This is a genomic window from Candidatus Aeolococcus gillhamiae (genome assembly GCF_016464765.1).
GTDB classification, from domain to species: Bacteria; Chloroflexota; Dormibacteria; order Aeolococcales; family Aeolococcaceae; genus Aeolococcus; species Aeolococcus gillhamiae.
On sequence record NZ_JAEKNS010000112.1, the window covers coordinates 1 to 23,711 of the forward strand.

Genomic DNA, 23,711 nt, shown 5'->3' on the forward strand with positions numbered 1-23,711 from the left:
CCGGGATTCAGCCTGCGCGGCTTCCACGACACCATGCTCGGCAGTGGTCTGCCCCCGCTCGCGGCGGTTCGTGAGCTGCTCTTCAATCCTGACTGACCTGTCGCCGCTGCTCCGCGTCAGAGGCCGCGGCTCAGGAGGGGATGGCGCCGTGCTGGGCGAGGATGGCGAGGTTGAGCACCAGGGTCACGAAGATGCCGAGCACCAGCGTGCCGCCGACAGTGAGCAGCAGCACCCCTCCACCGGACAGCGAGGTGCGTGACCAGTTGTACGCCGCCTGGTCGGGGCGCGGCCGCGTGTACATCAGCAGGGCGACGCGCAGGTAGTAGAAGACCGAGATGGCGCTGGTGGCGATTCCCCACAGTGCGAGCGGAACCTCGTGGGCGTTGATGGCAGCAGCGAACACGAAGAACTTGGCGAAGAACCCCGCCGTGGGCGGGAACCCTCCCAGCGAGAGCAGGAAGAGTCCCATGGCGGCGGCCACATACGGTCGCCGGAACGCCAGCCCGCGCAGGCTGTCGTAGCTGTCCATGTCCTCGCCGCGACCGGCCATGATGGTGATCACCGCGAAGGCGCCGATATTGGTGACCGCGTAGGCGGCCAGGTAGTACAACGATCCCACCGTGCCGACCGTGTTGACGCTGCCCTGCGCGGTGAACGGCGGGACCACGACACCGATGAGGATGTAGCCGGCCTGGGCGATGCCGGAGTAGCCGAGCATGCGCTTCAGGCTGGTCTGGCGCAGGGCGGCGACATTGCCGATCACCATCGAGGCGATCGCCACGAAGTACACCATGATCTTCCAGCGGTCGTACACGGTCGGCTCGCCGAGCGTGTAGGTGAACACGCGGATCAGCGCTGCGAAGGCGGCCACCTTTGTGGTCACGCTCATGAACGTCGTGACCGACGTTGGCGCGCCCTGGTACACGTCCGGCGTCCAGGTGTGGAAGGGTGCCGCGCTGATCTTGAACGCGAGCCCGACGAAGAGCAGCGCGATGCCCGCCATCAGCAATGGATCCACCGAGTTGCCCGAGCTCTGCAGCGCAGAGAAGATCTGGGCCAGCTGGGTGTGGCCGGTCTCGCCGTAGATGAGCGCCCTGCCGAAGAGCAGGAATCCCGACGCGAAGCCACCGAGCAGCAGGTACTTGAGCGCCGCCTCCTGCGAGCGCGGCTCGTGGCGGTTGAAGCCGCTGAGGATGTAGAGCGCGATCGACAGCAGCTCGATGGCCAGGAAGATGACCATCAGGCTGCTCGCCCCGGCGAGGAGCATCATGCCCGTCGCCGCGGCCAGGATCAGTGAGTAGTACTCGCCGTAGTGCATCCCGCGACGGTTGAGGTACTGCGGGCTGATCACCAGGACCAGCGCGGTGCTGACCAGGATGATGGCGTTGATGAAGAGCCCGAAGCGGTCGTAGGCGAACGACCCGAAGTACACGGTGTGCGGCGTGGCTGCGTCGAACCAGCCCCACACCGTGGAGCCGAACGACGCGGCGACGGCCACCAGGCTGAAGCCGGCCAGCCAGCCGCGATGGGACGCGCTGGTGACCAGGTCGAGCAGCAGCAGCATGACGAAGCCGCCACCGAGGATCACCTCGGGGAGGATGCCGAGGATGTCGACGCCGTTCGGCGTGGACAGCGGTGGCAGCGCGGCCAGCATGGTCACGGCGCGCCCGCGTTGGTGACCGCGGTCGAGGTGTGCGGGCTGTTGGCGACGACCACGGTCTGCTCGACGCTGGGACGGGCGATGTCACCGACCGGCCGCGGGAACACACCGAGCAGCACCATGAGCGCGGTCAGGGGCAGCAGCACCAGGCCCTGGCTCAGGCGCATGTCGCGGACGCCTTCGGTGCGCGGCTGAGGCGGGTCGTGCATCAACCCCTGGTGCAGGCGCAGCATGTACCAGCAGGCGAGCACCACCCCGACGCCGGCAAGCACCGCGTACACAGGATGCAGCTGGAAGGCGCCGAGCATGATCGAGAACTCGCCGGCGAACGAGTTCATCCCGGGCATCCCGAGCCCCGCCAACGTCGCCACCAGGAAGAGCGCGTAGAGCCACGGCATCCGCTTCTCGAGCCCGGACAGCTCGCGGATGTCACGCGTCCCGGTGCGCTCCTCGACGATGCCCACGATGATGAAGAGCGCGGCGATGATGATCCCGTGGTTGACGATCTGGATCACGGCTCCGTTCACCCCGTTGGTGGTGAGCGTGAAGATGCCCAGCGCAATGAAGCCCAGGTGGCTGAGGCTCGAGTACGCGACGATGCGTTTGAGGTCGGTCTGGCTCAGGGCCATCAGAGCGCCGTAGATGATGCTCAGCACCGCCAGCGCGGCGAGCAGCCACTTGAAGGTGTTGATGGCGTCGGGGAACAGCGTCAACCCGAAGCGGATGAACCCATAGGCGCCGAGCTTGCTGACCAGCCCGGCGAAGAACACCAGCACAGGCACCGGCGCCGACTCGTAGAGGTCGGGCAGCCACGTGTGGAACGGGACGATCGGGATCTTGATGGCGAAGGCTGCAGCGAACGCCAGGAAGGCCCATTGCTCGGGAGTGAACGTGGTGATGTTGAGCCCAGGGATGACCACCGGCGTCCGCGACAGCGGGCCGCCGAGAAGCGCGGTGAGATCGAAGGAGCTGCGCCCGCTGGCGACGCCCAGGGCGATGATCGCGAGCAGCATGAGCAGGCTGCCGGCCACCGTGTAGATGACGAACTTCAGCGTCGCCCGGCCGCGGTTCTCGTTGCCGTAGTTGGCGAGCACGAAGTACAGCGGGATGAGCATGCCTTCCCAGAACAGGTAGAAGAGCAGCAGGTCGACGCTCAGCAGCACGCCGGCGGTCATGGTCTCGGTGAGCAGGAGCAGCCCGCAGAACAGCTTGAGTCGGTCGGTGCTGCGTCGCGAGACGATCAGGGCGCCGAGCAGGAAGACGCCGGCGTTGAGCGCGAGGATCCATGCCGAGATCCCGTCCAGACCGAGGTGGTAGCCGGCGCCGATTGCGGGGATCCAGGTGTGGATCTCCTCGTAGTGGAAGCCGAGCGCTCCCGGTGACACCCTGGTGCCGCTCATCGTCGCCACCAACACCCAGACCAGGATCGCCGTGGCGAGGGTGGCGGCGATCGTGAACGCCTTGAGGACAGTGGCCGCGCCACGCGGGATCAGCTGCAGCAGCAGCGATCCGCCCAGCGGCACCGCCAGGACCACGGTCAGCCAGGGGATGTTCATCGCGACACCAGCACGATGGTGGCGACGACGAAAACGCCGGCCGCCGCGATCATGTAGGACGCGTAGTCGCGGATCAGGCCGGTCTGGTAGTCGCGCGCCCAGGCCCCGAGCTCGGAGCAGGCGTCGGCCACCAGGCGCACCCAGCCGTCCATGGCGCGCGGTTCCACGACCCTGCGCAGGCTGCGTGCCAGCGCCAGGGTGGGCCGCACCAGCACCGCGTCGTAGAGCTCGTCGAAATAGAACTTGTTGTAGGAGAGCTGCGGCAGCGCCCGCGGCAACCGTTCGATCACCGCGGCGGGCTCGGGGCGGCGCTGCAGCCACAGCCGCGCGGCCAGACCGGCGCCGAGCAGAGACGCGAGCGTGCCGGCGACACCCGCGGCAACCGCCTGCCCGGTGCCGAGGTCGACGGCCACCGGGCCGGACACTGCGGTGGTGAAGACCGGCGACAGGAACCGCGCGAAGACGCCGATGAGGACGTTGTCGTGGATGAGCAGTGCCCAGACGCCGAGCACCACGCCGAGGCCGGCGCTGAGAACGGCGAGGATCTGGACCGGCACAAGCATCACCGGCGGCGCCTCATGGGCGGCGTACACCCGAGCGGTCTGCGGCTCACCGCGGAACACGGTGGCCCACAGCCGGAAGGCGTACAGCCCGGTGAGCACGTTGATGCCCAACCCGACCAGGTAGAGAACCCACGGCACCGCACCCGGACCGTTGGTGAGCCCGAAGCCGAGCAGCCCCTCCTTGCTGAAGAAACCGACGAAGAACGGAATGCCTGCCAGCGCGAAGGTCCCGCTCAGGAAGCACAGCTCGGTGCGCCGCATTCGTGATGCCACGCCCCCCATGAGACGGATGTCCTGCTCGTCATGGAGCGCGTGGATGACGTTGCCCGCGGCCATGAAGAGGAGCGCTTTGAACACCGCGTGCGCGGCGAAGTGGTACATCGCCGCCGAGTACGCTCCGATGCCGACCGCGAAGATCATCAGGCCGATCTGCGACATCGTCGAGTAGGCGATGACGCGCTTGATGTCGATTTGGCTGAGCGCAATCACGCCGGCCATCAGCGCGGTGCCCATGCCGACGCAGGCCACCATCCCCTGGGCCACCGGGGCTCGATCGAAGAGCGGGTGGAAGCGGGCGATCAGGTACACCCCGGCGGTGACCATGGTGGCGGCGTGGATCAGCGCCGACACCGGGGTGGGGCCCTCCATGGCGTCGGGCAGCCAGGTGTGCAGCGGGAACTGCGCGCTCTTGGCGAACGCACCGATGGCCAGCAGCGCGCAGATGCCGGTGATGAGCAGGCCGCTCGCGGGGAATGAGCCGGACGCGGCGAAGATGCCGGGGATGCTCAGGGTGCCGACCTTGAGAACGATGAGGAAGGCGGCGATCACCAGGGCGACGTCGCCGATCACCTGGGTGATGAACGCCTTGCGCGCCGCCAGCACCGCGCTCGGTCGCTCGTACCAGAAGCCGATGAGCAGGTAGCTGCTCAGCGCCACCAGGCCCCAGCCGATGATCAGGATGACCAGGTCGGCCGCCAGGACGAGCACCAGCATCGAGAAGATGAAGAGGTTCATGTAGCTGAAGAAGCGCGCCACGCCGCGGTCCTCGGCCATGTAGCCCACCGAGTACACGTGGATGAGGAAGCCGACGCCGGTGATCACCGTCATCATCAGCGCGCTGAGCGGATCGAGCGTCAGGTCGACGCCGACGGAGAGGCCGCCCTTACCGAGGTCGATCCATTGCCAGAGGTGGACGGTCGCCGACTTGGCGCCGTCCGGCGCACCGACGACCTGCCCGAGCATGAGGCAGGCCATCACGAACGCGGCGAAGATGCTGCCGGTGCCGACGAGGTTGACCACGCTGCGTGGCAGCCGCGGACCGGCCAGGGCGTTGAAGAGCGAGCCCGCCAGGGGCAGCAGCAGGATCAGCGAGCCGTAGACCGCGACGGTGGTCGTGTTCAATCGCTCATCTCGTTGAGGTCGTCGACGTCGAGCTCGCGTCCCAGGCGGAAGACCTGGGTGATCAGCGCCAGCCCCACCACCACCTCGGCAGCGGCGACGACGATGACCATGAAGGCGAACACCTGACCCTCCTCGCTGTTGAGGAACCGGCCGTAGGCGACGAAGACGATGTTGACGGCGTTGAGCATCAGCTCGATGCACATGAACACCACGATCGGGTTGCGCCGGATCAGCACCCCGAGCGCACCGACGCTGAACAGGAAAGCCGCGAGGCCGAGCAGGAACGGGAAGTTGCCGCTCGGGCTCATCCGACTTCCACCTCGATCCGCTCCTCCTCGAGGACGGTGGGCCGGCGCGTCAGCGGCGCCTGGCGCCGGGACGGCTGGTTCTGGGCGCGCAGGCGCCGGGTCAGGTACACGGCGCCCACCGCGGCCACCAGGAGCAGCAGGGACGTGATCTCGAAGGGCAGCAGGAAGGTCGTGAAGAGCTGGCCGCCGACGGTCTGCACGTTGCCCGCGGTGTTCACCAGGCCGATGTCGCTCTGGTCGAAGGAGAACGTGTGGTACGGGTCCGAGCCCTGGCCGATCTGCTGGGCGCGGAACACGCCGTTGGCGTTGAAGGTGATTCCGTTGCGGGCGGCCACCACCATCGCCACGGTGATCCCCAGCGCCACCACCGCGCCGATGACGAACCGGCTGTCGATGCGGACACGGTCCTCGGCTCCGGGCGACAGCAGGGCGATGATGAAGACGAAGAGGACCATCACCGCGCCGGCGTACACGATGAGCTGGACCACGAAGAGGAACTGGGCGTTGAGCACCAGGAAGACAACCCCCAGCGCGCCGATGGTGAGCACCAGTGACAGCGCCGAGTAGAGCGGCTGCGGCGAGAACACGACCCCCAGAGCGCTCAGCGCTGCGAGGACGCCGGCGACCCAGATGATCACGCTCATCGCGGTTCGGACTCCTCCGGGCTGATCACGCGGGGCACGTGCGAGGGCACGCCGAACTCGTCGGGATGGGGCGCGTCGGTGCGCTGCTCCTCCCCCGCCTCCCAGGCGACGCGCGGGCTGATGCCCGAGGCGTTCATCTCACGTCCGTTCTGGTCGGAACCGGCGCCGACGTCGCTGTTGGGCCGGCGCGCCTGCGTGAACTTCGGCCAGCTCTCCAAGAGCTCCGCCTTGGTGACCACGGTGCGCTCGCGCCGGTAGTCGGCGAGGTCGTAGCGCGGGCCAAGGGTGATCGCCTCGGTCGGGCATGCCTCCGCGCAGTACCCGCAGTAGATGCAGCGCATCAGGTTGATCTCGTAGCGCTCGGCGTAGCGTTCGCCGGGCGACACCGGGTTGGCGGGATCGTTCTCGGCAGGCCCGACGTAGATGCAGCCCACCGGGCAGGCCGCCGCGCACAGCTCGCAGCCGATGCACTTCTCGAGCCCGTTGTCGTAGCGGTGGAGGATGTGGCGGCCGCGATGGCGCGGCGTGGTGAGCTTCTGCTCCTCGGGCCAGCGCACCGTGATCGGCTTGCGCAGCATCGTCTTGAGCGTGAACGCCAGTCCCTTGGCGACCTCGATCAGCATGAACGCGTCCTCACGATGCCCGCACCGCCACGATCGCCCCGGTGATCACGATGTTGACCAGGCCGAGCGGGAGCAGCACTTTCCAGCCGAGGTTCATGAGCCGGTCGTAGCGGAAGCGCGGCAGCGTCCAGCGCAGCCACATCATCACGAAGAGCAATGCACTCACCTTGCCGAGGAACCAGGCCACACCGACCAGCCCTCCGAGCCAGTCCGAGTGAATGAACGGAACCAGCGGCAGCCAGCCACCGAGGAACACCAGCGTCGCAATCGAGCAGACGATGACCATGTTGATGTACTCGCCGAGGAAGTAGAAGCCGAAGCGCATCGAGGAGTATTCGGTGTGATAGCCGGCGACCAGCTCTGTCTCGGCCTCGGGCAGGTCGAACGGCAGCCGGTTGGTCTCCGCCAGCGCGGCGGTGAAGTAGAGGATGAACGCCATTGGCTGGAGCACCACGAACCACACGTCGTGCTGCGCCAGCACGATCCTCTCGAGATCGAGCGACCCGGCCAGGATGACCGCGCCGACCAGCGCGAAGGCCACCGCCATCTCGTACGAGATCAGCTGCGCGGACGAGCGCAGGCCGCCAAGCAGCGAGTATTTGCTGTTCGCCGACCAGCCACCGAGGAACAGCGAGTACACGCCGAGCGAAGTGATCGCCAGCACGAAGAGGAGGCTGACGTTGACGTGGATCAGGTCCCAGTGCAGCGGGTAGCCGCCGTTGCATCCCAGCCCGACCTGCTGACCGCCGACGCAGGTGAGGCCGCTGATCGGGATCGCCGCGAAGGCAAAGATGGCCGCCCCGCCGGCGAGCGCCGGGCCGATCCAGAAGAGCAGCTTGTCGCGTCCCGCAGGCGCGCTGTTCTCCTTGAACAGGAGCTTGACCGCGTCAGCGGCGGGCTGGAGCAGGCCGAGGGGCCCGACCCGGTTGGGACCGATGCGCAGCTGGATGCGCGCCGCCACCTTGCGCTCGGCGAAGGTCAGGTAAGCCGCGGCCGTGGCCAGCGCGAGCAGAACGATCACCGCCTTGAGCAGGATCACGACGATGCCGTCCGCGCCGACGCGGCCCACCGAGAAGATGTCGGAGAAGGCGGCGATCACGCGGGCACCGCGGCGTCGAAGATGGCGCGGCCGCCGTTGCCGGCGACTCCGTATGCGGGGATGGCCGCGACCAGCTCGCGGTTGACGAGCAGCGGATCACCGGGCCATCCGGGGGCACCGAGCTCGGCCGCGAGCGCGCTGAGGATGCGCGTCTCTGTCGGCGTCTGCGTGGCCGGCGGCAATGCCGGGCGGATGCGCTGCACGCGGCCCTCGACGTTGGTCACGGTGCCGGCCTTCTCGAAGTAGGCGTGGCCGGGGATGAGCACGGTGGCGCCACGGCTCAGGGGTCCCGGCCGTGTGTCGATGACCACCAGCACCTCAGCGCGTGCCGCGGCGCGTTCGACCAGGGGCGCAACGTCATCGGCCCACAGGCTCCCGCCCATGACCACCAGCGCCTTGACCCCGCCGGCCGCGGCCGCCTCGAGGATCTGCCGTCCCGCCTTGCCGGGGTCGGCGACCGTCGCGTAGCCGGGTCCGCTGTTGGGCAGGACCCCGACGTCCTTGGCGCCGCGCCCGTTGACGTCGCGTGTGATGGTGAGCCGGCGCACGGTGCGCGAACGTCCCAGCTCGGCCGCGAGCCGGGCGGCGTGCTCGCGGTGAATCTCGTCTGCGATGACACCGATGACGCCGTCGGGCAGCTCACCGATGCTGCGCGCGCTCACGTCGTGCTCGACACGCCGCACCGACACCCCGCGCTTGGTCGCCGCCTTGTACAGGCGCAGCGTGAGCACCGGCGCCTCGTGCTCCGGCTCGTCACCGAGCACGATGACCGCGGCGCACTCCTCGATCTCCGCGATGCCCAGCGAGTGCTCGTGCGGGCCGATGTCGGTGAAGGTCTCGAGCTGGTGGTCGATGTGGGAAGTCCCCAGCACCTCGCGGCCGAGGCGCTGCAGCAGCCAGAGCTCCTCGTTGGTGTTCTGCGCGGAGCCGAGCACCGCGATCGCGCCGGGGCCGTCGCGCTCCAGGACCGAGCGGATCGACCGCGCCGCGGTGGCGATCGCCTCGCTGACGGAGACGTCGCGAACCTTGCCGTCCGCCCGAACCGCCGGCCGGCGGATCCGCTCGACGTCGTTCCAGCTCTCCGCGCTGTAGCGGCCGCGATCGCAGAGCCACATGTCCTCGACCTGCGGGTTGTCGCGCGACGCGAAGCGGCGCACCTCGAAATCGCGGCTGTCGATGTTGATGTTGCAGCCGTAGGAGCACTCCGGGCAGACGCCCTTGGTGCGCTGCAGGTCCCACGGCCGCGACTTGAAGCGGTACTGGCGATGGGTCAGCGCGCCGACCGGGCACACCTCGGGGAGGTTGCCCTGGAAGTCGGACTTCAGCTGGCCGCCGTCGAAGGTGTTGATGAGCGTGTGCACGCCGCGCTCCTGGAGCACCAGCTCCTTTTCGCCGGTGATCTCCTCGTAGTAGCGGGTGCACCGCCAGCAGAGGATGCAGCGCTCCTGGTCGAGCTCGATCTTCTCGCTGAGCACCACCGCCTTGTTGAAGTGCACCTTCTCGGTGATCGGGAAGCGCGACGCCGGAGGCCCGTAGCGGAAGGCGAAATCCTGGAGGTCGCATTCACCGCCGCGGTCGCAGACCGGGCAGTCGAGCGGGTGGTTGAGAAGCAGGAACTCCAGCATCCCCTCACGCGTCTTGGTGACGTCGGCTCGCTGGGTGTCGACCACCATCCCCTCGGCGACGTACGTGGCGCAGGCGGGCTGCAGCTTGGGCATCTTCTCGACGTGCACGAGGCACATGCGGCAGACGGCCACGGGGTCCATCTTGGGATGCGAGCAGTAGATGGGGATGTGGATGCCGAGGTCGGTGGCGGCGTCCGTCAGCAGGGTCCCCTTGGCGAGGCGGATGGACCGGCCGTCGATGGTGACGCCGACGAGACCATCGTCAGGCGCTGCCGGCGGCGTTGCGTCGGCGGCCATCTACGCCGTCACCAATTCGGCTCTCACGGTCCGCACCGGGCACCGTCCCGCACCGCAGTGCGCCTTGAACTCGTCGGAGAAGGCCTTGTAGGCGGACATCACGAACCAGGTCGCGGTGTCGCCGAGCGGGCAGAAGCACTTGCCGTTCATGTTGTCGCAGATGTCGGCGAGGGTGTTCAGCTCCTCGAGGCTGCACTCGCCGGCCTCGAGGCGATGCATGAGGTCGGACTCGAAGTACGTCCCCTCGCGGCAGGGCGCGCACTTGCCGCAGGACTCGTGGTGGTAGAAGTCGACCAGGCGCATGGACACGTTGACCATGCAGGTGGTCTCGTCCATGAAGACCATGGCGCCGGCGCCGAGCGACGAGCCAGCCTGCATCACCGCGTCCATGTCGAGCGGCAGGTCGAGATGCTCGGGCAGGAGCACCTGCATCGAGCCGCCACCGGGCTGGAACGCCTTGAGCGAGCGGTCCTTCCAGACGCCGCCGCATTCCTCGGCGAGGAGCTCGCGGATCGGCGTGCCCATGGCCATCTCGTACGTGCCCGGGCGGTTGATGTGCCCGCTGCAGCAAAAGAGGCGCGTCCCCGCGCTCTTCTCCGTGCCGATCGCCTTGAACCAGGCCCCGCCACGCTGCACGATGTGGGGAAGGTTGGAGAGCGTCTCCACGTTGTTGACCACGGTCGGCTTGCCGTACAGGCCCTTGATCGCTGGGAACGGCGGCTTGAGGCGGGGCTGGCCGCGGTAGCCCTCGAGCGAGTCGATCAGCGCGGTCTCCTCGCCGCAGATGTAGGCGCCTGCGCCGCCGTGCACGATCACGTCGCAGGTGAAGCCGCTGCCATGAATGTCATTGCCGATGTGGCCGGCGGCACGCGCCTCCTCGACGCAGCGCTCGAGCAGCAACCGCTGATCCTGGTACTCGCCGCGGATGTAGATGAACGCGACGTTGACCTGGAGTGCGTAGGCCGCGATCAGCAGGCCCTCGATGAGCTGGTGCGGGTTCTCGTCGATGAGCTCGCGGTCCTTGAAGCAGCCGGGCTCGGACTCGTCGGCGTTGCAACACAGGTAGCGGGGGAAGACGTCCTTGGGCAGGAAGCCCCATTTCATGCCGGTCGGAAAGCCCGCCCCTCCCCTCCCGCGCAGGCCGCTCGCCTTCACCTCCTCGACGAGGGTTTCCGGGGTGAACTTGCGGAACGCCTCGCGCAGGCCCTGGTAGCCGCCGAGGCGCTCGTATACCGCCAGTGTCTGCACTCCCTCGGTGCCGAAGTCCTTGGTGAGCAGCTTGTGTTCGGCCATGACGGCGCGATCCTACAGATCGCCCGCGTCGAGACGCGGTCGTTTGCGGGGCCGGCTGCGGCTGCCGCGCGGGTTGGCGCTGGGCTGAGTCCGCGACCCGGGCATCTCGGTGTGCTCGACTGAGGGCGGCTCGCCGCCAGGCTCCTCCCCAGCCCCCAACCGGTCATCAGACGGCGGCCCCTCGGCCGTCGCCTCCGGGGGCGTCTCGGCCGTGGGCGGGTGCGGCCCGCTCGGCTGTGCCCCTGCGGCCGCGCCGGTGCCTGCGCGCCCGCTCGATCGCGAGCGCAGCCTCTCGATGATCCCGTCGACGCGCTCGGGGGTGAGGTTCTCGTGGGAGTGATGGTCCACCTGCATGGCCGGCGCGCCCCCGCAGGCGCCGAGGCACTCGACCGTGCTCTCCCAGGTGAACTTCCCGTCCGCGGTCGTGCCCCCTGACGGAACCCCGAGCCGCCGCTCGACGTGGCCGACGATCTCGTCGGCCCCGCGCAGCGCGCAGCTGACGTTGACGCAGACCACAACATGGTGGTCACCCGCCGGCTTCTGAAAGTACATGGAGTAGAAGGTGCTCACCGCCTGCACCTCGCTGGGCGCCAGCCGGAGCACCTCGGCCACCTCGGCCATCCCTTCGACAGACAGAAAGCCAAGCTCATGCTGGACAGCCCACAAACAGGGAAGGATCGCGCTCCGCGGATGCGGGTAGCGATCACGAAGAGCGGTGATCTCCTTGCGAGTCGCCAGAGCTAGCGGCATCGCATCTCCGCTGCTGCTGAAGACGGGCGGGGACGAAGACACATCTCCTTGCTGCTCAAACAGGCTTCGGCGCCAGTGGCGACCGAGCCGAACGTGCCACCGGCGCGTCCGCCTCGACCTCGGGAGCCTGCAGAACTCGCGCTGCGGAGACGTGTCTCCGTCCCCGGCCTCACGGCGTCGCTTGCGGCTGGGGTGACTTCGCCTCCGGCCATCCCTATAGGCCGCCTGTCCGAGCGTCCTCGCCACCCGCTGCCTTCTATCGTGTCCTCAAAGGCGAACGCTGAATTCAGCTCAACCAGGCGCAGTCCGCGCACCCGCGTGGAACCGCTATCGACACCTGCCAACCGCGGACGAACGCCAACCCGTGCGCGGACGGTCCGCCCTACAACTACCCCAGATCCAGATGAGGCGGGTCGTTGTCGATAGGAAGGGCGGCGGCGAGGGGACACCAGCGACGGCAGTGAATTCTGCAGCAGCCGAAGGAGTGGAGAACTCCCCGGTGGGGAGTTCGGAGCGACGCTAACGGCTGCGAAGCCTCTGAACAGACGGCGCTGGTGTTCCCTCGCCGCCACCCCGCCCCGACAACGGGAGCCCCTCATCGATCGACGTCCCCGAGGACGATGTCGATGCTTCCGATCACCGCCACGACGTCCGCGATGAGCTCGTCGCGGACCATGTGGGGCAGGGCGCTGAGGTTGCTGAAGGAGGGGGCGCGGACCTTGCAGCGGTACGGCCGGTTGCCGCCGTCGCTGACGATGTAGAAGCCGAGCTCGCCGCGTGGTGACTCGATCGCCTGGTACACCTGGCCCTTGGGGACGTGGAAGCCCTCGGTCACCAGCTTGAAGTGGTGGATCAGCGACTCCATCGAGGTGTTGATCTCGTTGCGCGGCGGCAGCGCCACCTTCCGGTCGCTGGTGTTGACGGGACCGCCGGGGAGGTTGTCCATGGCCTGGCCGATGATCTTCAGCGACTCGCGCGCCTCCTGCATGCGCACCAGGTAGCGGTCGTAGACGTCGCCGCGGCTGCCGATCGGGATATCGAAGTCGAAGTGGTCGTACGAGCTGTACGGCTGTGCCTTGCGCAGGTCGTAGGGGACGCCGCTGCCGCGCAGGGTGGGGCCGGTGGCGCCGTAGGCGATGGCGTCGTCGGGGGTGATGACGCCGATCCCCCGGGTGCGCTCGAGCCAGATCGGGTTCTGGGTGATGAGCAGCTCGTACTGGTCAATGAACGAGGGGAACGTGCGCACCACCTCATTGACCAGCGCGTAGAACTCGTCGGGCACGTCGGCCAGCAGTCCGCCGACGCGGATGAACGAGGTGTGCATGCGCACGCCACTGACCAGCTCGTTGATGTCGAGCAGCTTCTCGCGCTCACGCCACGCGTACACGAAGGGTGTGGTGGCGCCGAGGTCGAGCGCGTGGGTGCCGTACCAGAGGAAGTGGCTGGCCACGCGGGTGAGCTCGCACATGATCACGCGCAGGTACTGCGCGCGGGCCGGCACCTCGACGCCGAGCAGCCGCTCTGCGGCCAGCGAGAAGCCGAGGTTGTTGAACAACGGGGCCAGGTAGTCCATCCGGTCGGTGAACGGGATGCACTGCTGCCAGGTGTGCGACTCGAACGACTTCTCGAAGCCCGTGTGCAGGAAGCCGATGTCGGGGCGGCACTCGCGCACCACCTCGCCATCGAGCTCGAGCACGAGCCGCAGCACACCGTGGGTGCTGGGATGCATCGGCCCCATGTTCAGCTCCATGGTCTCGTCGTCGAGCTGGACCATGTCGATGGCGTCGTTGGCGGGGTCGACGCCGAGCATGGTGCGACCGCGGTCGAAGGCGTCCGATTGCTCGTCCCGCGTCGGCAGGCCGGGCCCGCCCATCGGCGGCAGCACGGCCATCAGAGGGTTTCGCCGGGCATGTCGCGAGGCCGCTCGGCAGAGGGCAGCGCCCACTCCAGGTTGTGCGTGAACGCAACCGGCTCGCCGAAGCTGACGTAGTCCTTGCGCAGCGGATGGCCCACCCAGTCCTCTGGAAGGAGGATGCGGTGCATGTCGTGGTGCCCAACGAACTCGATGCCGAAGAGGTCGAAGGTCTCGCGCTCATGCCAGTCCATGCCGGCGAAGACGCGCTCGGCGGTGGGCACGCGCGGAGCGTCCTCGGGCACCTGGACGATGAGCCGGCACTCGTCGTTGTGCCGGAGCGAGCGCAGCTGGTAGACGACATCGTAGCGCGGCGCCGCCGGCTCGCGGTCGGGCCAGTCGACAGCGGTGACGAACAGCGGCAGCCGGTACGCGGCGCTGTCATGGTCGCGGAGCAGGGTCAGCGCACCGATGAGGTGCTCGACATGCACGAACACGGTCACCTCGCCCACCTGTTCCTCGACGCGCGCCACCGCGTCGGGCAGCTCGCGCTCGAGCACGTCCGCGGCACGGCGTCCGCGCGACGGACGTGCCGAAGCGACGGAGGCGGCGGTGCTGGTCACGGTTCTATCCCCGAAGAGAGCTGGGCCGCTCGGCGGCGATCTTCGTCTGCAGCTTCAGGACTGCGTCGAGAAGCCCCTCGGGCCGGGGCGGGCAGCCGGGCAGGTACACGTCCACCGGCAGGACCTTGTCGACGCCCTGGATGATCGCGTAGTTGTTGAACATGCCCCCGCTCGAGGCGCACGCCCCCATGCTGATCACCCACTTGGGCTCCGGCATCTGGTCGTAGATCTGGCGCAGGACGGGCCCCATCTTCTGGGACACGCGTCCCGCCACGATCATCAGGTCGGCCTGGCGCGGTGAGGCGCGGAACACCTCGCACCCGAAGCGGGACATGTCGTAGCGAGCCGCCCCGGTGGCCATCATCTCGATGGCGCAGCAGGCCAACCCGAAGAGCGCGGGCCACAGCGAGCTGTAGCGTCCCCACTGGATGACCTTCTCGATGCTGGTGGTGATCGCCCCCGCCTTGGCGGCGGTGCGTTCGAGGTCGCCGACCCGGGGCAGGGGCAGCGCCCCCGCATCGCCCTGCGCGTTGAGCAGCGGGACGCCGGTGGCACCGTCGAGCGTCAGTCCCATCGCAGCGCCCCCTTGCGCCAGATGTAGATGAGCCCGATCAGCAGGGTGGCGATGAAGATGCCCATCTCGACGATGCCGAAGATCTTCAGCTGGCGGACGATGGTCGCCCACGGAAGCAGGAAGATCGACTCGACGTCGAAGATGATGAAGAGCATCGCGGTGACGTAAAAGCTCACCGAGAAACGGCGGCGCGCCGTCTCCACCGGCACGATGCCGGACTCGAATGGAAGCTCCTTGGCGGCGCTGGGGCTGCGCGGTCCGAGCCACGCGCTGAGCGCCTGCACGCCGGCCCCGAATGCCACGCAGACTGCAAGGAAGACGAGGATCGGCGCGAAGTCCGAGAGCATCTGTCGTGATCCTAACAAAGGAGGCTCGCAGCGCTTCCCGGGTCCGCGGGCGGTCCCTCAGCGGCTGCGTGCGGGACCGTCACGACGTCCGCGCGGCACCAGCCCGTAGGCTTGCGGGCAGCGTCCGCCGCGGTCGAGGAGATGAGATGAGCGATCCGGTTCCACCGTCGGTTCCCGCGCTGGTGACGGGGGCGTCGAGCGGCATCGGTGAAGGGTTCGCGCGGCAGCTCGCCGCGCGCGGCCACGACCTCACCCTGGTTGCTCGGCGCACGGAGCGCATGCAGGCGCTTGCCAAGGAGTTGCGCGCGCAGCACTCGGTGAAGGTGAGCGTGCATACCGCCGACCTCGGCACCCACGCGGGCCGCGGGCCGGTGGCCACCATGCTCCGCACCAAGGGGCCGTGGCTGCTCATCAACAACGCGGGTTTCGGCAGCCGCGGCCGCTTCGTCGACCTCGACGCCAAGCGCGAGGCCGAGGAGGTCGAGCTCAACGTCGTCACCGTCCACGAGCTCACCGCGGCGGTACTTCCCGGCAACGTCGACGCCGCCAAGGGGGCGGTGATCAACGTGGCCAGCACCGCCGCCTACCAGGCGATCCCGTACATGGCCACGTACGCGGCCACCAAGGCGTTCGTCCTTCACTTCACCGAGGCGATCGCGCAGGAGCTGCACGGCACCGGCGTGCGCGCCATGGCGCTGTGCCCAGGTCCGACCAGGACCGAGTTCGACCAGGTCGCTGGGATGTCAGCCCTCTTCAACATGCCACTGCCGATGTCGGCGGACGCTGTGGTGCGCAGCGCGCTGCGAGCGCTGGACCGCGGCCACGCCATCTGCGTGCCCGGGCCGCACAACCTCATCCTCGCCCAGGGTCCCCGCCTCGTTCCACGCTCCGCCGTGCGCCGGATCGTCAGCACGATCTTCGATCCCCGCTGAACGGTACGAAGGGGGAACTGCCTTCCCCCCTCGGGCACCCCCCAGCTCAGCGGTGTCAGCTCCGGCGACATGAAGTCGCCTGCGCCGACGGAACGTAAAGCGGATCAGGCAGCCGGAGAACCGCCGAGGTCGACGCAGCGCTGCCGCCAGAACGCCAGTCTTTGCGAGAACCGCTTCATCTCCGCATCGAGAACGACGAGGTCCGTCGTCGCCACCTCCTTGCGCGCCTCGGTGGGGAGGTCGGGAAGCCGGCTCTCGGAGACGCCGACAAGGTCGCGCTTGACCGCGAGCAGCTCGCTGTAGACGGTCACCCAGTGGGTGGCGTCCTCGAGGTACGTGGTGTCGGGGTTCTCCCCCTCCAGCAGGCGATCCGGGTCAACCGCTTTGTCTGCGGCCTCCTCGGTCTGATCGTCCCCCATGCCCGTCTCCCAGTCGCCCCGCCCGCGAACCCGAGCGCAGTGCGCTCATATGGCTACGCGGAGTCTAGGGGCTGCCTGTGCCGGGGTGTGCCGGGCACAGCGCTCTAGCCGATGTCGGGACGGACGCGTACCTCGATGTTGCCGTCGGCCCTACGGACGTCGAAGGCCGGCTGCGGCGCCGTGGCCGGCCCGCGCGCCACCGAGCCATTGTCGAGCCGGAAGCGGCTGCCATGCCACGGGCACGTGACGCAGAGCTCGCCGTCCACCTCGCCCTCATTGAGAGGACCGCCGGCGTGCGTGCAGCGCGCCGCGATCGCGTGCACCGAGCCGCCGTGACTGTAGAGGAGCACCCCGTAGCCCGCCGCCTGCGCCAGCACCGGGCTGTCCGGCTGCAGGTCAGCCTCGCGAGCCACCCTGGTCCAGTCCTGCGGAGGCTCATCGAACACGGTGTGGTCGACGCCCCAGCCGCGAGCGAACACCAGGTGGCCGCCGATGTAGCCGCTGGTGGCGAGCACGCCGAGGCCGGCCACGCTGAAGACGCGCGCGAGCCCGCGGCTGCCGCTCCTCCGGCTCACCAGCGCGGCGAAGTACAGCGCCGAGCTGCCCGCGTTGGCGAGGGCGTGGATCAGGCCGAGACGCCGCTCGGTGTCGACAGTGTCGGCCCAATCGGACAGACCGGTCACCGCGGTCGGCGCCACCGACAGCAGGCCAAGCACCGTCAGCGCGTCGGCAGTGTCGCCGCCGGCCTCGCCGCCGAGCACGTCGAAGATCGTCGCCGCTGTCAACGCGCCGATCGGCACGTCGGTGAGCACCGGGTGCAATGGATGGCCGAGCACGGTGCCGCTCAGCGCCGTCTTGACCGCCCCCGGCGCCAGCAGGCCGCTCACCTTGGTGCTCAGCCACTCGCCCACGGGATCGAGGAACGCCCACCGCTCGAGCGGCCCCATCAGGTCACGGATGGCCAGATTGCGCCTCACACCACCGATTGTGCAGCGGTCGACCCCGCGGCTGCCGGCTAGGCGGTCGCCTCCGCCTGCGCAGACTCGGTGGCGGCTTCCTTGTCCTCGGCGAGCTCGCCGTCGATCTCGAGCTTGATTCGCTCGCTGACCAGCAGGCCGCCGCCGCCCAGGGGGACGTTCCACTTGAGGTCCCAGTCGGCGCGGTTGAAGCTGCCCGTCAGCGTGCCACCGACCTTCTTGTTGCCGTAGGGATCGACGACGACGCCGCCATGCTCGTAATCGAGCGCGATCTCCTTGGTGACGTCCTTGATGGTGAGGTCTCCGGTGACCTTGAAATCGTCGCCGGAGCGCGTCACGGACTTGGCCTCGAACACGATGGTCGGATATTTCTCGACGTCGAAAAAGTCTGGGGAGCGAAGGTGTCCATCACGCTGCTCGTTGTCGGTGGTGATGCTCGCGGCGTCGATGGTCACCTTGCCGCGTCCGGTGGCTGGATCCTCGGGGTCGTCCAGTTCGATCTGAGCGTCCACCTTGTTGAAGTGACCCCTCACCGTGGCGACGCCGAGGTGCTTGGCACTGAAAGCGACGCTGGTGTGGTGCGGATCAAGCGTCCAACTCATGTCCTGCCTCCTGCTGCGACGCGATGCTGTCGCGCTCGCGAATCACGGTAGCGCGACGGTAGTTGCGGTGTCAACGACATGGCCTGGCTATGATGGCGATCGACGGGCACAGCGCCTGGCGAATCGAGGACCACCAGTGAAGAACGAACGACCGGACGCGTGCCGGCTTGCCGCCTGGATGGCGTTGCTCGACGCCCACCGCCAGCTCACCGTGCGGCTCGAGGCCGAGCTCGAGCGCGGCGCCGGCCTCAGCCTCGCTGAGTACGAGGTGCTGTACCGGCTCTCACAGGCGAGCGGCCAGCGCTTGCGCTTCAATGAGCTCACCCCGCACACCCGGATGACCAAGAGCGGTGTCAGCCGGCTCGTCGACCGGATGCGGCACAGCGGCCTGATCAGCACCGAACGGTGCCCGTCGGACCGTCGGGGCGCCTTTGCGGTGCTGACCATTGAGGGCCGGGCGGTCTTTCGCCGCGCCGCCACCCTGCACCTGCGCGGTGTCCAGGACCACTTCGGCCGTCACCTCGACGACGAGGAGGCGGCGGCTCTGCGGACCACCCTCGAGCGCCTGCGCGCCGCTCCTGCCGCGGCCGCGCTCAGCCGCTGACAGAGGCCGCACCCGCCGGCGCGGTCAGGATCACCCCGCACTGCGGGCAGAAACCGGCCGCCTCGACCGTCAGCCCGCAGTGGGGACAGCGCTGCTCGCGCAGTCCCAGCGCGGTTCCTTCGTCGAGCACGGCGGCGTGCAACAGGACCCGGATCGCCACCAGCACCCCAGTCACCACCGCCGCCTGCCAGAGCAGCACGAAGAGCGGGCTGAGCCCGGCGTCGTCGAGGATCTCGCTGCCCACCAGGAAGCAGATGTCGGCGATCACCGCCAGCGGCAGACCGGCCGCCCGCAGCACGGCGTCGCGCCCACCGCGCGGGCGCCACAGCGACGCCGCCACCAGTCCCGAGCAGGAGCCGTGCAGCAGTGGGATGAGGATCGCCGCGCTGACCAGCGTGAACACCCAGTTGGCAGGGTCGACTCGCAGTGCCACGCCGCCGAGCGACCCTGTGAGGTTGATCAGGGTCTGGGCAAGCGCATAGCCAACGCCGGCAGCGACCCCGAACACCAGTCCGTCGAGGGTGTTGGGAAAGCGCCGGCGCAGAAAGATCAGCGGGACAGCCGGCTTGAGCAACTCGGCGACCACCGCCACAACAACGGACAGCAGGATCACCCCACCCGCTCCGAGCCCCTTGCCGACCGCGTTGGCGCCGGCTGTGATCGCCACGCCGACGCTGGCACCGGCGGCGACGGTCCCGAGCAGGACGGGCACGGGCGCGTCGGCATACACGTCGGCGACGCGCAGGTAGGCGATGTAGAGCGCCGGCACCAAGAGCGCGGCGGCAACGATCGCCGGGATCACCAGCCCGGTGGCGGCGAGCACGCCGACCACCACCACACCCGAGATGAGCGCCCACCGGAAGAGGTGGACACGTTCGTGGGCGAGCCGCGGGAGCAGGGTCGAGAGCAAGGCCGGCGTGGCCAGGTGCTCACCCGGGCGGAGCGCGAAGTGGTGAAGACGCATCGGCCCCTTCACACGATGGGCGCCACAGCGGGTGCAGAACGGGCCGTCGGGCCCTGTGGCTCCACAGTGCGAGCAGGTCACGGCCGAATACTACGTCGCCGTCAGCCGGCGACCGCCATCACCTCGTTGTCGGTGTAGCCGCATGGGGTGGCGGCGGTGACGCCAGTGCGGGTCACCCGCCGGTAGATCGCGGCCAACCGCTCAACGGCACGAGCCCACGTGAAGGTCGCCGCGCGAAGGCGGGCCGCCTCGCCCATGCGCAGACGCAGGCCGGCGTCGTCGAGGAGGGACGCGATCGCGGACGCGAACGCCCGCGGCTGACGGTCGGCCACCAGGATGCCCGTGACGCCGTCCTCGACGATCTCGGTGAGGCCGCCGACCGCGCTTGCCACCACCGGGGTGCCCAGCGCCTGGGCCTCGAGCGCGACCAGCCCGAACGTCTCCGTCCGCGACGGCACCACGCAGATGTCGGCGAGCGCGTAGTAGTCGGCGAGGTCCTCGTGCTCGACGGCGCCCAGGAAGCGCACTCGCGTCTCCAGGCCACTGTCACCGGCCACCGCCTCGAGCCGGCGCCGCTCGCCGCCGGCGGCACTGCCGTCGCCGCTGTCCTCGCCGATCACCAGCGTGACCACGTCGTCGAAGCGCTCGTCCTCTCCCAGCCGCGCCACCGCTCCGAGCAGGGTGTCGGCCCCCTTGAGCGGTTCGAGCCGGCCCGCGAAGAGAAGGACACGATGGCCATCGAGACCGAGCTCGGCGCGGAGAGCGGCGGTGTCCCGGGGATGGAGCACGCGGAGGTCGACCCCGGGCTGAGCCACACAGATGCTGTTGCGCGAGGCGCCGTACAGGCGCATCAGGTCCCTGGCCTCGGCGACGCTGCCGGTGACCAGCCGATCGGCAGTGGCGACCAGGGACGCCTCGGCGGTCGCACGCGACGCGTCGAGAGGCAGGCCCACGCCTGCCTTGGCGCGCGCCAGGGTGTGGAAGGACTGCACCCAGGGAACGTGCCAGGCATCGCGGAGCTGCTGGGCCACGAGCCCGCCGAGCCAGTAGTGGCCGTGCACGACGACGTAGTTGCGCCGCTCGCTGGCGGCGTGGGCGATGACGGCGGCGCTGAACTCGTCGACCATCGCCACCAGGTCCTGTTTGGGAAGCGACCGCGGCGGCCCCACGGGGAGTCGGACAAGCCGGCTCATCGGCGCGATCATCTCCTCGGCCGGGGCCGACGCGTCGTCACGGCGCACGTACACGTCGGTGGGGATGCCGGACTCCGCGAGCCCCTCGCAAAGCCGCCGCACGGACAGGTTGCCGCCACCGTTCTCGCCGCGGCCCAGCGCCCCCAGCGGGGAGGCGTGCATGCTGATCACCGCAACCGGTCCGACAACGTTGCGAATCATGAGGTCAGTCTACCCGCAGGCCTCGGTTGCGAACCCGGCTGCTACCGTTGACAGGGCTCACCAAGGAGATTGCCATGGCCCAGGTCACCGAGGCGCCGAAGCGCAGCACGAGCACAGCGCGCACCGAGACGATCACCTACGGCAATTTCCGGTCGATCATCACCGGGATCGAGCCCACCTGGCAGATCGGCGGCTTCGCCCTGCCGGACGGCACCGAATGGAAGTACCGCGAGCCCAACGCCACGGTGATCGTGGAGCACGAGAAGCTGCGGGTCCGCGCCAACCCGCTGTCGCGGTCCCACGATCGCATCCAGGTTCTTGACAACGCGAAGCACATGTACTTCTCGACGGCGAGGTTCACGCCGCCCGACGAAGGCACCATCAGCGTCGAGCTGAGCATCGCCGGGCGGCGCCACAACGGCGTGCCCGGTGACCTGTACGACGGCATGGCCACGGTCAACCTGCTCGATTTCAACACCGGCGCCGCCATCGACTTCTTCGCGACCAACGACAAGCTGGCCACCGTGTACGGCCGCGTGCTCTTCCCCGGAGTGGTCGCGCAGCCGCCCGCCGACCTCAACCGGCCCACGTACTTCTGCATCTTCAACGAGCTTCCCGTGGCCACGAAGCCCGGTCAGACACACCTCTACAAGATCAGCTACGACAAGGCAAACGACCAGCTCTGGTGGTACATCGACGGCGAGGAGGTGGACCACCACAGTGAGGTCCCTTTCAAGATGGACTCGTTCCTGGTGGCGCTCGGGTTGATGACCGAGAAGCCGATCGACGATGACCGCAGCATCAGCCTGCATGGCCAGGGGCTGACGGGAGAGTGGAGTCCGCTGACCGTCACCATTGAGCACCCGTAGTCGCTCTCCCCGGCTATTCGCCTGAAGGCGGTGCGGCTGAAGGACTCATTCTTCCCGCCGCAAACAGCTTCGCCGGTAATTGCTGGTAGCGGGTACCATCCGCGGGGCCGGGACGTGGAATCCACTCGTTCCCGGTTGGAAGGTGCTGACGGTTGGACTTGCCACCTGCGGATTCTCTGCCGCCTGGGTCGCAGCCTCCAGGGGCGGGGCTGACACCTGGGTCGCCGGCGCCTCCTCCCCCGCTGCTCCCTGACCAGACACCGCGCGGCTTGCCTTCGCCGCCCGGACAGTCGGTGGTTACCGGCTCGATCCCGCCGGACGCGCCGGGTTCGGGTCCTCACGCTGGGATCGCGGCCCTGCTTGCTCTGGCTGGTTTCAGCCTGCTCGAGGGTGTTGGTCTTGCCGTGTCGGGGCACGACCCCCGTGTCTCCGGGTTGCTTGCGCTTGCCGTGGGAGCTGTGCTGTACGCCCTCGCCCTGGTGGGCAGGCTGCTGCGGCGCTGGCCGGAGGTTCGCAGCGTCATGGCGGTGGTGGCCAGCCTGTTCATCGCCGCCGGGGTGGTGGGGTTGGGCCAGGGTGCCCCGAGTGGGCTTCTCGTCGCGCTGGCGGGAGCTGTGGTCATCGGGCTGGCCGCGCTGGCGGCACGACGCATTCCCAGCGCGGTGGCTGCCGCCCTGGCCGTGCTCGGTGTGATCGTGATCCCCGCCGTGCTCATCGCGATCGCCGGCGCGGGACTGCTTGCCGCGGCTGTCGCCGGCACGGTGGCCCTCGCGCTGGTCGTCCTGGCCGGACACGGTGTGCCGCGATCGGCACACCCCGCCGGGCGCCGCTGGATGATCGGCACGTCTGCCGTGGCGGGCGCGCTGGTGGTGACCGTGCTCACCGCCGTCGTCGGTGGGGTGGCGGTTGGTGCAGCGGCAGTGGGAGCAGCCGGTCTGTGCATGGCCGCGGAGCGGCGTCGCAGCATCGCGCTCGGCCTCGCCGCCTTTGTGATGCTGTCAGTGACCCTCGCCGAGGCGGTGCGAAGCGGAGGCAACAATCCCGGTTCCAACGCCACGCTCTTGATCCTCGGTGCCGTCGTGCTGGCCGGGGTCGCGATGGCTGCAGGTCTGTTTTCCCGCCGCACCCTGGTGCTCAGCGGCGGCCCGCGGCTGCCGCTGTCGGTGGAGGACCTCGTCATCGCCTTGGCGGCGGTCCTGACCCTCGCCTCGGCCACCGGAACCGTGGGTGCCGGGTTCGGTGGCCCCACGCCGTTCTCGATCTTCGGTTCAGGCTCGTCGTCGTCGTCGTCGTCGTCGTCGGGCGGCCCGTTTCAGGTCGTGCCTGCACCCACGTTCGGGAGCGGTTACATCCCCTGCCCGAGCGCGCCGCCGGGCTTCACGCTGCCGCCCGAGTTCACCCCTCCGCCGGGTGTCCGTGACGTCCTCCGCGGTGCGCGGCCACGCCGAGGTGACGGTCACCGTCCTCTGAGGCCGCCGCCCGCGACGCGCTAGACTGCGCTCACCGCGCTCCGGCGACAGGGAATCCGGTGGAGATCCGGAGCTGTCGCGCAACTGTCAACGGGGAGCAGCCGGCCACCGGTCACTGGGATCTGATCCTGGGAAGACGGTCGAGCTGCACTGATCCGTGAGCCAGGAGACCTCCGCCGGAGCGGAACCACTGCAAGCCCGCGCGAAACGGGAGGTGGGTCCCTCACGCGGCGAGGGCCTCATCGTCGCGGGACTTCCGCGCCGCG

The 23,711-nt window shown here is 68.9% G+C and carries 21 protein-coding genes, 2 pseudogenes and 1 riboswitch; of the genes and pseudogenes, 4 read left to right on the forward strand and 19 right to left on the reverse strand.

Features of this window, described 5'->3' with window-relative positions:
• Nucleotides 1-130: 130 nt before the first annotated feature.
• The 14 genes and pseudogenes from JF886_RS10715 to JF886_RS10780 form a co-directional block, all read right to left on the reverse strand.
• Complete coding sequence (locus JF886_RS10715) at nucleotides 131-1,654, reverse strand: NADH-quinone oxidoreductase subunit N (protein ID WP_337312372.1); 1,524 nt, start codon at nucleotides 1,652-1,654, stop codon at nucleotides 131-133.
• 2 nt (nucleotides 1,655-1,656) lie between these two features.
• Complete coding sequence (locus JF886_RS10720; protein ID WP_337312298.1) at nucleotides 1,657-3,216, reverse strand: complex I subunit 4 family protein; 1,560 nt, start codon at nucleotides 3,214-3,216, stop codon at nucleotides 1,657-1,659.
• On the reverse strand, nucleotides 3,213-5,180 hold the full coding sequence (gene nuoL, locus JF886_RS10725) for an NADH-quinone oxidoreductase subunit L (protein WP_337312300.1): 1,968 nt from the start codon (nucleotides 5,178-5,180) through the stop codon (nucleotides 3,213-3,215). The genes JF886_RS10720 and nuoL overlap by 4 nt, the downstream gene beginning before the upstream one ends.
• Nucleotides 5,177-5,488, reverse strand: coding sequence for an NADH-quinone oxidoreductase subunit NuoK (nuoK, locus tag JF886_RS10730; protein ID WP_337312302.1), 312 nt, complete (start codon nucleotides 5,486-5,488; stop codon nucleotides 5,177-5,179). The genes nuoL and nuoK overlap by 4 nt, the downstream gene beginning before the upstream one ends.
• On the reverse strand, nucleotides 5,485-6,132 hold the full coding sequence (locus JF886_RS10735) for an NADH-quinone oxidoreductase subunit J family protein (RefSeq protein ID WP_337312304.1): 648 nt from the start codon (nucleotides 6,130-6,132) through the stop codon (nucleotides 5,485-5,487). The genes nuoK and JF886_RS10735 overlap by 4 nt, the downstream gene beginning before the upstream one ends.
• Nucleotides 6,129-6,755: an NADH-quinone oxidoreductase subunit NuoI gene (nuoI, locus tag JF886_RS10740; RefSeq protein WP_337312306.1), complete on the reverse strand. Its 627-nt coding sequence runs from the start codon at nucleotides 6,753-6,755 to the stop codon at nucleotides 6,129-6,131. Before nuoI ends, JF886_RS10735 begins: the two co-directional genes overlap by 4 nt.
• 10 nt (nucleotides 6,756-6,765) lie before the next feature.
• Nucleotides 6,766-7,800, reverse strand: a complete 1,035-nt coding sequence (nuoH, locus tag JF886_RS10745; protein ID WP_502711426.1) for an NADH-quinone oxidoreductase subunit NuoH — start codon at nucleotides 7,798-7,800, stop codon at nucleotides 6,766-6,768.
• Nucleotides 7,801-7,850: 50 nt separating this feature from the next.
• On the reverse strand, nucleotides 7,851-9,776 hold the full coding sequence (locus tag JF886_RS10750) for an NADH-quinone oxidoreductase subunit G (RefSeq protein ID WP_337312310.1): 1,926 nt from the start codon (nucleotides 9,774-9,776) through the stop codon (nucleotides 7,851-7,853).
• Nucleotides 9,777-11,069, reverse strand: coding sequence for an NADH-quinone oxidoreductase subunit NuoF (gene nuoF / locus JF886_RS10755; protein WP_337312312.1), 1,293 nt, complete (start codon nucleotides 11,067-11,069; stop codon nucleotides 9,777-9,779).
• Between the two features lie 285 nt (nucleotides 11,070-11,354).
• Nucleotides 11,355-11,819, reverse strand: a pseudogene (locus JF886_RS16945) (NADH-quinone oxidoreductase subunit NuoE family protein); the annotation flags it as partial.
• A gap of 595 nt (nucleotides 11,820-12,414) precedes the next feature.
• A complete protein-coding gene (gene nuoD / locus JF886_RS10765; RefSeq protein WP_337312375.1) occupies nucleotides 12,415-13,593 on the reverse strand; it encodes an NADH dehydrogenase (quinone) subunit D in 1,179 nt (392 codons plus the stop codon).
• Between the two features lie 116 nt (nucleotides 13,594-13,709).
• A complete protein-coding gene (locus JF886_RS10770; RefSeq protein ID WP_337312316.1) occupies nucleotides 13,710-14,294 on the reverse strand; it encodes an NADH-quinone oxidoreductase subunit C in 585 nt (194 codons plus the stop codon).
• 31 nt (nucleotides 14,295-14,325) lie between these two features.
• Nucleotides 14,326-14,796: pseudogene (locus JF886_RS10775) on the reverse strand (NADH-quinone oxidoreductase subunit B); the annotation flags it as partial.
• A gap of 62 nt (nucleotides 14,797-14,858) precedes the next feature.
• Entirely contained in the window at nucleotides 14,859-15,215 is a 357-nt protein-coding gene (locus JF886_RS10780) for an NADH-quinone oxidoreductase subunit A (RefSeq protein ID WP_337312318.1), read from the reverse strand.
• 146 nt (nucleotides 15,216-15,361) lie between these two features.
• Between JF886_RS10780 and JF886_RS10785 the strand changes: the two genes are divergently transcribed.
• Nucleotides 15,362-16,147, forward strand: a complete 786-nt coding sequence (locus tag JF886_RS10785) for an SDR family NAD(P)-dependent oxidoreductase (protein ID WP_337312320.1) — start codon at nucleotides 15,362-15,364, stop codon at nucleotides 16,145-16,147.
• A gap of 104 nt (nucleotides 16,148-16,251) precedes the next feature.
• Here JF886_RS10785 and JF886_RS10790 read toward each other — a convergent pair whose 3' ends face one another.
• The 3 genes from JF886_RS10790 to JF886_RS10800 form a co-directional block, all read right to left on the reverse strand.
• On the reverse strand, nucleotides 16,252-16,566 hold the full coding sequence (locus tag JF886_RS10790) for a hypothetical protein (RefSeq protein WP_337312321.1): 315 nt from the start codon (nucleotides 16,564-16,566) through the stop codon (nucleotides 16,252-16,254).
• Between the two features lie 104 nt (nucleotides 16,567-16,670).
• On the reverse strand, nucleotides 16,671-17,543 hold the full coding sequence (locus JF886_RS10795; RefSeq protein WP_337312323.1) for a Rieske (2Fe-2S) protein: 873 nt from the start codon (nucleotides 17,541-17,543) through the stop codon (nucleotides 16,671-16,673).
• Nucleotides 17,544-17,581: 38 nt separating this feature from the next.
• A complete protein-coding gene (locus JF886_RS10800) occupies nucleotides 17,582-18,145 on the reverse strand; it encodes a YceI family protein (RefSeq protein WP_337312325.1) in 564 nt (187 codons plus the stop codon).
• Between the two features lie 136 nt (nucleotides 18,146-18,281).
• On the opposite strand from JF886_RS10800, the gene JF886_RS10805 reads away from it, so the two are divergent.
• Nucleotides 18,282-18,749 carry a MarR family winged helix-turn-helix transcriptional regulator gene (locus JF886_RS10805; RefSeq protein WP_337312327.1) on the forward strand — a complete coding sequence of 156 codons (468 nt, stop codon included), beginning with the start codon at nucleotides 18,282-18,284 and terminating at the stop codon, nucleotides 18,747-18,749.
• Here JF886_RS10805 and JF886_RS10810 read toward each other — a convergent pair.
• On the reverse strand, nucleotides 18,739-19,713 hold the full coding sequence (locus tag JF886_RS10810) for a PrsW family glutamic-type intramembrane protease (protein WP_337312329.1): 975 nt from the start codon (nucleotides 19,711-19,713) through the stop codon (nucleotides 18,739-18,741). The two genes, JF886_RS10805 and JF886_RS10810, sit on opposite strands and share 11 nt — an antisense overlap.
• A 101-nt stretch (nucleotides 19,714-19,814) precedes the next feature.
• Nucleotides 19,815-21,107, reverse strand: coding sequence for a glycosyltransferase (locus tag JF886_RS10815; protein ID WP_337312331.1), 1,293 nt, complete (start codon nucleotides 21,105-21,107; stop codon nucleotides 19,815-19,817).
• A 74-nt stretch (nucleotides 21,108-21,181) separates the two neighbouring features.
• On the opposite strand from JF886_RS10815, the gene JF886_RS10820 reads away from it, so the two are divergent.
• Complete coding sequence (locus JF886_RS10820; RefSeq protein WP_337312333.1) at nucleotides 21,182-21,976, forward strand: DUF6081 family protein; 795 nt, start codon at nucleotides 21,182-21,184, stop codon at nucleotides 21,974-21,976.
• A 293-nt stretch (nucleotides 21,977-22,269) separates the two neighbouring features.
• Nucleotides 22,270-23,469, forward strand: a complete 1,200-nt coding sequence (locus tag JF886_RS10825; protein ID WP_337312335.1) for a hypothetical protein — start codon at nucleotides 22,270-22,272, stop codon at nucleotides 23,467-23,469.
• Between the two features lie 25 nt (nucleotides 23,470-23,494).
• Nucleotides 23,495-23,618: riboswitch (cobalamin riboswitch) on the forward strand.
• Nucleotides 23,619-23,711: the final 93 nt, after the last annotated feature.